Consider the following 8,342-nt stretch of genomic DNA (forward strand, 5'->3'; position numbering starts at 1 on the left):
CAGGCACAGGGGATTGATGTCCTGCTCGACGATCGCAAAGAGCGTCCGGGAGTGATGTTTGCCGATATGGAGCTTATCGGCGTACCGCACCAGTTGGTCATAGGCGATCGCAATCTTGATGCGGAAGATATCGAGTACAAAAACCGCCGCAGCGGTGAGAAGCAGATGATCAAACTCAGCGCAATTGTTGACTTTCTAGTCAGCGAAATCACCGGTGCGAAATAAAATAATCGGCACTAATTGCCTCACTCGTACGCCGAGCACGATCGTGGACGTCGCAGTTTGTTCTGGCGAGCGAAAGCTCGGCGCGCGCGTTTTCTTATCCATCAAATACTAAATTAATACAGAATTCGCCGTTAAGCGGCTGCTTTGCAGGCAGCCTCGGGTCAACATAGATCAGATTTTCAGCAGAGTCGACCGGTAATACCGCTCTCCCTGCTTTTTACCGACTTTGAGACACGCGATACAGTCATTTATTTCCTGGGCGATTTATCGAGCCAATTTCCTATTGCTGTGGTATAGCAACCCTGTGGGCAGACGTCGTCGCTGCATAATGATCATCTGCGTGCCATTTTCCAGTATCTGGAAAATGGCACGCGGCACCATTCAAATTGGCGCTCTCCCCTGTAGGGCAGTAATATGGCCAGCGCACCCATTTTCAACCGCAAGGACTTAACATCAAGGAACGTCTGATAGATTTTACCCATGTTTGGCGAAGGTAGGAAACAGGAGCCACACGTTGGAACGAGGGTTCTGCGGCAGCGCATCATCATCAATCAAGCCCGGCTACAAAGTAAAATCATAGGTCGCGTTGACATCAATATAGGTAAGGTTCTCTTTTTCACAATCTCCAGGTATAATACGGATACCGTCCCGCTTACCGGACTGAACGGGCACTCAGGCAAATCATTAAGCGCTTGTGCTACCTTAATAGGGCTACTGCAGTTTGTCGGCATTCTGCGTGGCAATATTAATGATCTGTTCCAGTAACGGCTTCTCGTCACCTGTGCTGAAACTTAAGATAAATTTGGCTCAATAGGGGCAAATTTCAACACGCCTCCAAAGGAGATGTGCCCAATGTCCATGGCTATCATCAACTGTTATATTACCTATTTCGCGTGGCACGACCGGCTGATGAGGAGTGTGTAGGTAGGGTCAACGTGGTGCAGCCGTTTTCTGTCGTTCTCCACCAGAACTTGCTGCAGCGTGCATTGCATTTTCCGCTCATTACTCAACAAAGTGAGTATCGTGCCGAAGCAGCCCGTCGCTCGCATCGGCGGTGCCTAGTAGCGTCAAAGCCTCCTATATCAGCTTTATCATCAGCTTTATCGTCGTAATACAATGATAAAATTTAATAAAATAGTTACTATCAAGTATACCCTTTCAGTAGCTTAAGAATATTCATCGCGATCAAAGCAAACGATATATTGATAGGTTCTGACCGGGTCCGGCAGGCTCTGCCCTGACAAGGCGATGCCACCGCAGGTATAGGCGTTTCAATCAAATTATGCAAACGCAAATCCTAGACGACGCTTTCATGTAGACGTCTGCCGGCGAAAATTCTAACGCGCTACCTACCCTAACGCTGAACTTTTTGATCCCACTACCTGACGATAACTTTTTACCAGTATTTGTAGTCGATTAGCCAAAACTTGGGCGCAAGAGCGGGCTCCACCTTATTACCCCATAGCAGGAGATAAGTGCTAATTTTTTAGCATCTGCCTTGATTGTGTAATTCATTAATCCCCAATACTACGACCTCAGCGCATTCTAAAGCATCGTAATGGCTAATACTAGTGGTTGCGCCGTGGGTTTTCCAGATGCATCCGCACTCTGCCGCCAGGCTCGCTGGGATTATGGGTGAAAAAAATGCGACTATCAGGACCAAGCAGCGCGGCCGGGCGCGTTTTTTCGACTTTGACTTCATCGCTCAAAACCAGATAAGAAATACCCTGTTGCTGCAACAACCCTTTGTTGAACAGCCCTAATCGCCGGGGTCTAATGATATTATCATTCTCTCCTAACTTATTATTAAATTAGTGATTTTTCTAACCAGAACAATGATTCTCCCTAAACTTAAAATCACATGGTAACATTTCCTGAGTGTATAGCAGATCACCAATTTTCCCGGCTCTATAACCATCAGCGCTATGCTGTGGGTTATGGACCGTATATCCAGCAGGACATCTTCCATCTTATGTTATAAAAGCAGACTACCGTTCGACGGATTAACAAGGTACGCCAGGGTTTCTTGGACGGCAATGGATTGCTGAGGCTATGGCCGGTTGGTATAGACCAATATATTTAGCGCATACTTACAGGGGAACAGTAGATTTTGAGTGGCGTTGAACGGTGTAATAATTCCTTCGCCACCTGTAGTAATGAATGCGCCAGTGACGTATCTCTAATCGTGTGTTTAACGATGCGGATTTGATAGTCATCCTCGCGCATAAAAACTATCATTCTGCCGCTCCGTACGTAGCTATGCACTGAGATTCAGAACTCATCAGCTTACGCAGCGTGTGGTGTGCCATTTTGGTTTAGATAAGAAACTGAATTTATTAATTCACATTGTTCCTGTAAATAAATATTTTACAATATATTTATCATATAATAATTATTATTCGTACAGATATGATTATCTATACGAATAACGCGACTTAACCGTTTTTGTAGCGCCAGCCAAGCCAGCGGAGAAGAAAGAAGTTGAAAGTGAAATGGCATATTTTATGCCATCGATGTCATTATAATCCGCAATATAATCCGCAATCGCACTGACCTCAGGAGGTTCAATCAACCAAGTCTCTTCAACTTTTTTATCCAGCTCCTCCCGCCAATAAGATAATACCGCGTCAACGCTTGTAAATATTTGGTAGCGAATCGGCGTTGTGTTACCGGCTTGACAGAAGGCCCGCCAACCACTACACCCATCCGACTGGATGGAGAGCTGCGAAATCGTCGGGGATTAAGGAAAGTCAATTTTTCTGGTCCAGTATATAATGGACGCCATCTCTCTCCGCCATCAGCAGGTAATGGCGCATTTCCTGGTAATCTGCTGACTCAAACCAGTAAAACAGCACCCGACATTCGATAGCCTTGAAGGCATTTTCGTTAGCGAATGCCCAGGCTTCTGCCGGCCGTTCGCTTTGATCTCCCCGGAGCGCCAGATGCAGGCAATAACGGTGGAATGTTGTTAAAAGTGGCTCTTCTTAGGCTAATTCCAGCTGCATTTGCGCCGATAACGGCAACGGCCGATGATCCTCCATCACCAGTTTCGCCCGGTCGCCCACCGGTAAGAACAGGTGATCCCCAACGAAGGTAAAATCGTCCAGCTTACCGTTCCGTTCCCCAGGCATCTTGCAACGCACGCTTGCCATTAATCGGAGACAATTGATAATCTTTAACCGGCCTTCGCCAGCATGGTAGAAAACAACGAGTTCATAGCCGCACGGCACCATTTTTAATGCCTGGCACCCGGGTAATGACCGGTAATTACCACTAATTCGCGGAAAAAACGGTGCATGTTATCCAGCAAGCGTAAGGATTGATATTGATGAAAATTGATGCAGCTGGTAATTTGATTAATACGCAGCATGGCCTAAGCGCTGCTGAACGCGAACTGACCCCAGGTTATATTCTTCTTACTCTCCTTGATCAAACTTGCAACGAGGATAATTGATCGGTCACACTCGTCAGTTTTGATAAAGGTTTCCGTCGTCGAGGCAAGAGAGAGACGAGAGTGTCTGGTCTTAGCTGCATCATGCAGCGATAAGATAACTATTGAAATAACAGCTGGCTGCCGCACGCATCACTTGATAGCCATCTGCCGCCCCCACCCAGCGAGGTAAAAATAAGCGCTATTAGTGCGTTCGTCCAGGCGCGTTTTCTCAGCGCTACGTCGTCAGCCGTAATCATGGTGTATACAAACCGCAGCTGATGGTGCCCACGCCAATATTCGCCAACATAAACGGGGCACACAGACAGCGGCGGAACCACTGCTGAAAAATAATGCAAATAACGACAACACCCGCCTAAAATACATCAGAACCTGCTGGGCGGGTATGGTGCGGATCACCTTGTGTCGTGTGTGGTTCCTGGTAATGTCCATGGCGCTGCAGCAGCTGCGCATAATCGTGCAGATACTCGCTCATTTTTTGTGATCGAGCTGTTTTAGCGCCCGCCAGAAAATATCTTAGCTTTCTCTAAAAGGAGAGCAGAGACAGAATCCGACACGTTTGCAGATCCACCGTAGCGGCGAGTGGCATGCCGGACAACTTCAACTTCTGAAATAGCGACAGATGACTATGAATAAATGTGTATAGCACCACCGACGTACCATCAGAGGGGCCCATAAATATTGCTGCCGTTGGATAGCGAAATCAGCATGCCTCCCGCGGGTTCAATTTATTATGCGCTAAGGCCTTATGCGCTAACGCCATCATTGCGTTTTGCTCTTTCTCCTTCAGCAACGACAGTAACCCCCGCGCAGGCCAGCAGTTTTTTCGCTATAGTAGATAGGTATCTTCAATCTTACTATCATTGTTCACTTCATGTAATTTCATTGTGCAGATTAAAAAGCCCTCTTTGGCTAAAGAGGGTCATACGCGTAAGAAATTTGGGTTTCATAACACCGCGATTATCGGTCAAAAGCAATTCCTGAATACGCGGGGTTTGGTTTTTTGGAGGCAACCAGTTTTCGACTCTTAACGCGCAGTGCTTCGCCAGTCAAGACGCCCCGTATAGGGAATATTCTTTGTAGTCTGAGATTTTAAAAAAAATCGGCCCGGGATGGGATACCATCTCAACCAGAAACATCACACTAGGCTCTACGGCAAAGGTCAAGCTTGTCGATAAATCTTTCCCGGGAAAGATATTTCTCCAATTATTCATTCAGCAGCTCATGCAAGTACTCTTGATGCTGTGCGCCGAGATTGTCTTTACCTCCGGGATAGGCCATGCACATGTAACCAAGGTTCCCTCTCGGCCAGCATAGCGTACTCTTTTTGCAGCGGTGTGGAGTTTTTTCCCTTTTTTATTTAATATCTCCCGCAAAGGAGGATACGTTCGTTTTTGACGGCGTTAGTACGTCAGCGTGCTGAGTTTTGAACGTCACAAATTGGCGTTTTCTGGTGGCTGCCGTCCGTCGTCGCCAATACTCTTTTTTTCAGGGAGAAGCACACAGACGCCATGTTTACATCGATAGCGCGCGCCGGCGCAACGCCAGACATTGCGTCTCCTTTTCCGAGTCCGGGGTTTGTTATGCTGTGCACTCACCGGCCTCCGATACTGAAAAACGTTGCCATACCCTGTTGCATATGGGATGACTCGCTCAACTTGTGGATCGAGGGTCGGTAACCTAGGCGTCTGCGCAGGCAGCGTCTCCGCTGTATAGACAGGTGATAACGATGAAGATTGCCAGGTTGACGCCATGAGTCGACGCCATTATTCCGGCCGAGGCAACGAGTATCGGTAGCAACAAGTCCACTCGTGCTAGATACAAAAAAGAAAATAAAGCCTACTTCTGGCGACAATAACAACGCCAAGATAGATTTCCCCTTCGTAGAAATCTTATCTGCGCTTAAGAAAAAGTTCCCTGGCGACCCTATAATCGCCAGGTCTGCAACTATTTTCTCACTCTATCGCGCGATTAACATAATGAAAATACTTTAATTTATCAACATACTCTGTATCGAAACAGGCAACATACTATCTCAATCCTCCCTGACCGTCAAAATATAATTTTTATACGCACTGTTCCGTCGGAAAGGAATATATCCGCCAATAAATATTATTCCTATAAAATAAACATTTATTAACTATGATAAACAAATTAATGCGCATTGATCAAAGGTAAGGAGTACGTTTCGTCATTAATTGAATAAAACGGAAATTTTGAGTATATGAAGATAACAAATGCTTAATAGTATCGAAATACACTACGTCAACCTGTTGAATAACAATATAGATACGCCAGTAAATTTATTGCTCAGATTAGCAAACCTCAATCGCAGCCGATAATCAATAGACGAAAATGAAATGATTAACGTGCGCATAACTTCTTAGCGCGGAGAGTCAACGCAACACTATTGTTGCCGATTTACTCTTATAACCTCTGGAATATCCGGGTAAAGCCATAGCGCTGTCATCTATCGCGCGATATTTACGTTCATGCCTCCAAACATATGACAAAAACTAGCCGAACTTATGTGCCTACGCAGGTTAGCGGCTGGGAAGAGTACAGCTATCACGGTTCGCCCATGCATGGTAGCGTCAGGTTATGACGCTACCATGCGGTGACAAGAATAGAAAAAGACAACCGGCGAAAGGAATCATTAGGCCGTTATTATCATCTAACATTTCCAGCGAATTGCCCACCGGTCGGAAAATGTGCTTTTTACCCGTCGCATTTTCCACCAGCTACAATCTGTCGGCGGTACGTGCCCATTGGCCCACACGCTGGACTGCATGCGGCCAAGGCGCTTGCCGGTCGGTGGTAAAATGCTATCGCATTATGAAAGTACCATTTTTTGCAAGGAAGAGTGAGGTTTCAATTGCCTCGTAGTTCTCGCCTAACGGCGTGCCTTGATAAAGCTGTTGCATTGGCATACCCTATCCGCCGTCGGCGCAATGTGGCAGCCGGGCAACACGCTACTACTGAGCGTAATGACCAGCAGCAATATCAATCTTTTCACCAGGTTCTCCTTTTATTTTCTGGTTAGTGAGAGTTTGGTTGATGATCTTATTACAATCTAACTCAATAAAAGTTCGATTAATTCGCCGTGAGGACAAGAGTGGCACACTTTCCAGACTATTCTTATTGGCGCCCGGCGGCAGCCATTATCCGCGGCTATAAAAGCCGCCAGTCGCCATGCCAGCGCTCTGCGCGCTACTGCTACTGCTCGAAGGCGATCTCTCCAGCTGACTTCGGCGTTCGATAGTCAGATTAATCCCTCCTGTAGCGTCGCCTACAGCACCATATTGCGCTGCGCTAGATTCGTCAATGCGTTTAATCTACCCATCGTCGATAAACCGTACCGAAAAATTCTCATGCGTAGATAAAAGCGTCTGGTTTTGTTGCCACTAGACGCGAGCGGCACGCGCATTATATGGCGTACAGCACCACCTGGCTGGTCTGGTGATACGCTATGCATAAGTGCCTCTCGTCCGGTAAGCCAGTTCGATCCACCATTCCGCTTCGCCATGGTCACTTCGCAATCACAGCGAGAACCTATCTTCCGCGTTAATCCTACGGGTAAATTCAAGACATTCGTCCGCATAACATAGCCATACTAGTAGCTGTAACATCAGGCTTTACAGGGTTTCCGAAGGGTGTTGCGCTAGCACTAGATTGGCTTCAAATAATAATGACAGTCCATGTCGGCAACATTGATTGTGGCTTTGTAGCCTGTAGATTTCAGTGCCATTGTGGTTTCCATTTATCATTTTGTGACGATAGTGTACTCGACTTGGCCGGTCAATGACCAACAGCACCAGTTTTCTAGCCGTTTGACCGCGAATTCACCACCTTTTTTCCAGGAAGAAAGGTGCTGGTGCTCTGTGCTATAGTCGTTAAAAGAATAACTGTTGATTGATTTGCGAGATTACCTATGATTCGAGGTGTATCATTCCTCGGGGAGCAGGCGACATTTACTGCCCAATATGGTGAGCGCTTATGACTATGAATGAAGAATATCAGCCTATTAAATGTGATGATTACGATAATCTCGAGCTCGCCTGTACGCGCCATTGGGTGCTGAATCTTACGCTCCTTAATGGGGAAATAGTGACCGGCGCAGCACACAAAATGCTGTCGAAAAAGCGCATTGAGTATCTGATTATCGAACAAGCGGGCATCAGCCAGGACATCCGACTGGATCACATTGCTAGCTTCATCTACCCTGAGTTTGGGCACCGTGGCGGTCAGCGCAGAATAATTCCCTCTCCCCTGCGTTGGGCGCTACGGCTACCCCGTTAATTACTTCCGCTATCCTCAATTGACACCACATCGTCCTGCCGCACTTCTTCTGGTGCAACTGTTTTTTCGTCAGTGCGTTCCACCCGCCAAAACAGATGCCATTGCGCCTCTGATTCCCGCACTGAGCCTTCCCAGGTGACGAATACCCCCGGAGCTGCGATGAGCTGGTCATTATAAAATAGCATCGGCGTACTGCCGCGTCGCCACGGCGGAATGTCCAGTTCTTGCCAGATTTTTTTCAGTGTTCTCCCGTGGCGCCGTCCAGTGATATACAGCAAACCGCGCACCGGGCCAAAGCGCACCGATACCCGTTCGTCGGGCAGTGGTGCACGCACGACAGCCTCGGGTACCGCCACACTGCTAGCAC

Annotated in this window: 10 protein-coding genes; 2 read left to right on the forward strand and 8 right to left on the reverse strand. The window is 47.2% G+C overall.

All coding sequences use genetic code 11. The annotated features are described in order from the left end of the window. On the forward strand, positions 1 to 225 hold a 225-nt coding region (locus BG74_RS06510), incomplete at its 5' end, for a His/Gly/Thr/Pro-type tRNA ligase C-terminal domain-containing protein (protein WP_244267393.1). Between the two features lie 884 nt (positions 226 to 1,109). Here BG74_RS06510 and BG74_RS13735 read toward each other — a convergent pair. From BG74_RS13735 to BG74_RS20760, 7 genes are all read right to left on the reverse strand, one after another. Next, on the reverse strand, positions 1,110 to 1,274 hold the full coding sequence (locus BG74_RS13735) for a hypothetical protein (protein ID WP_187202736.1): 165 nt from the start codon (positions 1,272 to 1,274) through the stop codon (positions 1,110 to 1,112). Between the two features lie 519 nt (positions 1,275 to 1,793). After that, entirely contained in the window at positions 1,794 to 1,967 is a 174-nt protein-coding gene (locus tag BG74_RS17520; protein ID WP_244267394.1) for a hypothetical protein, read from the reverse strand. Between the two features lie 1,242 nt (positions 1,968 to 3,209). Beyond that, positions 3,210 to 3,356 carry a hypothetical protein gene (locus BG74_RS06520; protein WP_204376339.1) on the reverse strand — a complete coding sequence of 49 codons (147 nt, stop codon included), beginning with the start codon at positions 3,354 to 3,356 and terminating at the stop codon, positions 3,210 to 3,212. A gap of 104 nt (positions 3,357 to 3,460) precedes the next feature. Beyond that, entirely contained in the window at positions 3,461 to 3,595 is a 135-nt protein-coding gene (locus BG74_RS19020) for a hypothetical protein (RefSeq protein WP_256364240.1), read from the reverse strand. 607 nt (positions 3,596 to 4,202) lie between these two features. Next, positions 4,203 to 4,352 carry a hypothetical protein gene (locus tag BG74_RS13745; RefSeq protein WP_187202738.1) on the reverse strand — a complete coding sequence of 50 codons (150 nt, stop codon included), beginning with the start codon at positions 4,350 to 4,352 and terminating at the stop codon, positions 4,203 to 4,205. Positions 4,353 to 6,569: 2,217 nt separating this feature from the next. Beyond that, entirely contained in the window at positions 6,570 to 6,692 is a 123-nt protein-coding gene (locus BG74_RS19025) for a hypothetical protein (protein WP_256364241.1), read from the reverse strand. A 651-nt stretch (positions 6,693 to 7,343) separates the two neighbouring features. Further along, complete coding sequence (locus tag BG74_RS20760) at positions 7,344 to 7,436, reverse strand: YaeQ family protein (protein ID WP_439895695.1); 93 nt, start codon at positions 7,434 to 7,436, stop codon at positions 7,344 to 7,346. A 236-nt stretch (positions 7,437 to 7,672) separates the two neighbouring features. Here BG74_RS20760 and rof point away from each other — a divergent pair, with 236 nt between their 5' ends. Further along, positions 7,673 to 7,975: a Rho-binding antiterminator gene (gene rof, locus BG74_RS06535; protein ID WP_187202739.1), complete on the forward strand. Its 303-nt coding sequence runs from the start codon at positions 7,673 to 7,675 to the stop codon at positions 7,973 to 7,975. Here the strand turns inward: rof and tilS are convergent. Further along, on the reverse strand, positions 7,972 to 8,342 hold a 371-nt coding region (gene tilS, locus BG74_RS06540; protein WP_187202740.1), incomplete at its 5' end, for a tRNA lysidine(34) synthetase TilS. The genes rof and tilS overlap by 4 nt on opposite strands.

Origin of the sequence: Sodalis-like endosymbiont of Proechinophthirus fluctus, assembly GCF_001602625.1 — a bacterium.
Lineage (GTDB): Bacteria > Pseudomonadota > Gammaproteobacteria > Enterobacterales > Enterobacteriaceae.

What these genes read in the sequence shown, in the direction of transcription:
- BG74_RS13735 (WP_187202736.1), bottom strand. Translation starts at nt 1,274, where the DNA reads ATGCGAGCGACGGGCTGCTTCGGCACGATACTCACTTTGTTGAGTAAT.
- BG74_RS06520 (WP_204376339.1), bottom strand. Translation starts at nt 3,356, where the DNA reads ATGCCTGGGGAACGGAACGGTAAGCTGGACGATTTTACCTTCGTTGGG.
- BG74_RS19020 (WP_256364240.1), bottom strand. Translation starts at nt 3,595, where the DNA reads ATGCTGCGTATTAATCAAATTACCAGCTGCATCAATTTTCATCAATAT.
- BG74_RS20760 (WP_439895695.1), bottom strand. Translation starts at nt 7,436, where the DNA reads ATGGAAACCACAATGGCACTGAAATCTACAGGCTACAAAGCCACAATC.
- BG74_RS13745 (WP_187202738.1), bottom strand. Translation starts at nt 4,352, where the DNA reads ATGGGCCCCTCTGATGGTACGTCGGTGGTGCTATACACATTTATTCAT.
- rof (WP_187202739.1), top strand. Translation starts at nt 7,673, where the DNA reads ATGACTATGAATGAAGAATATCAGCCTATTAAATGTGATGATTACGAT.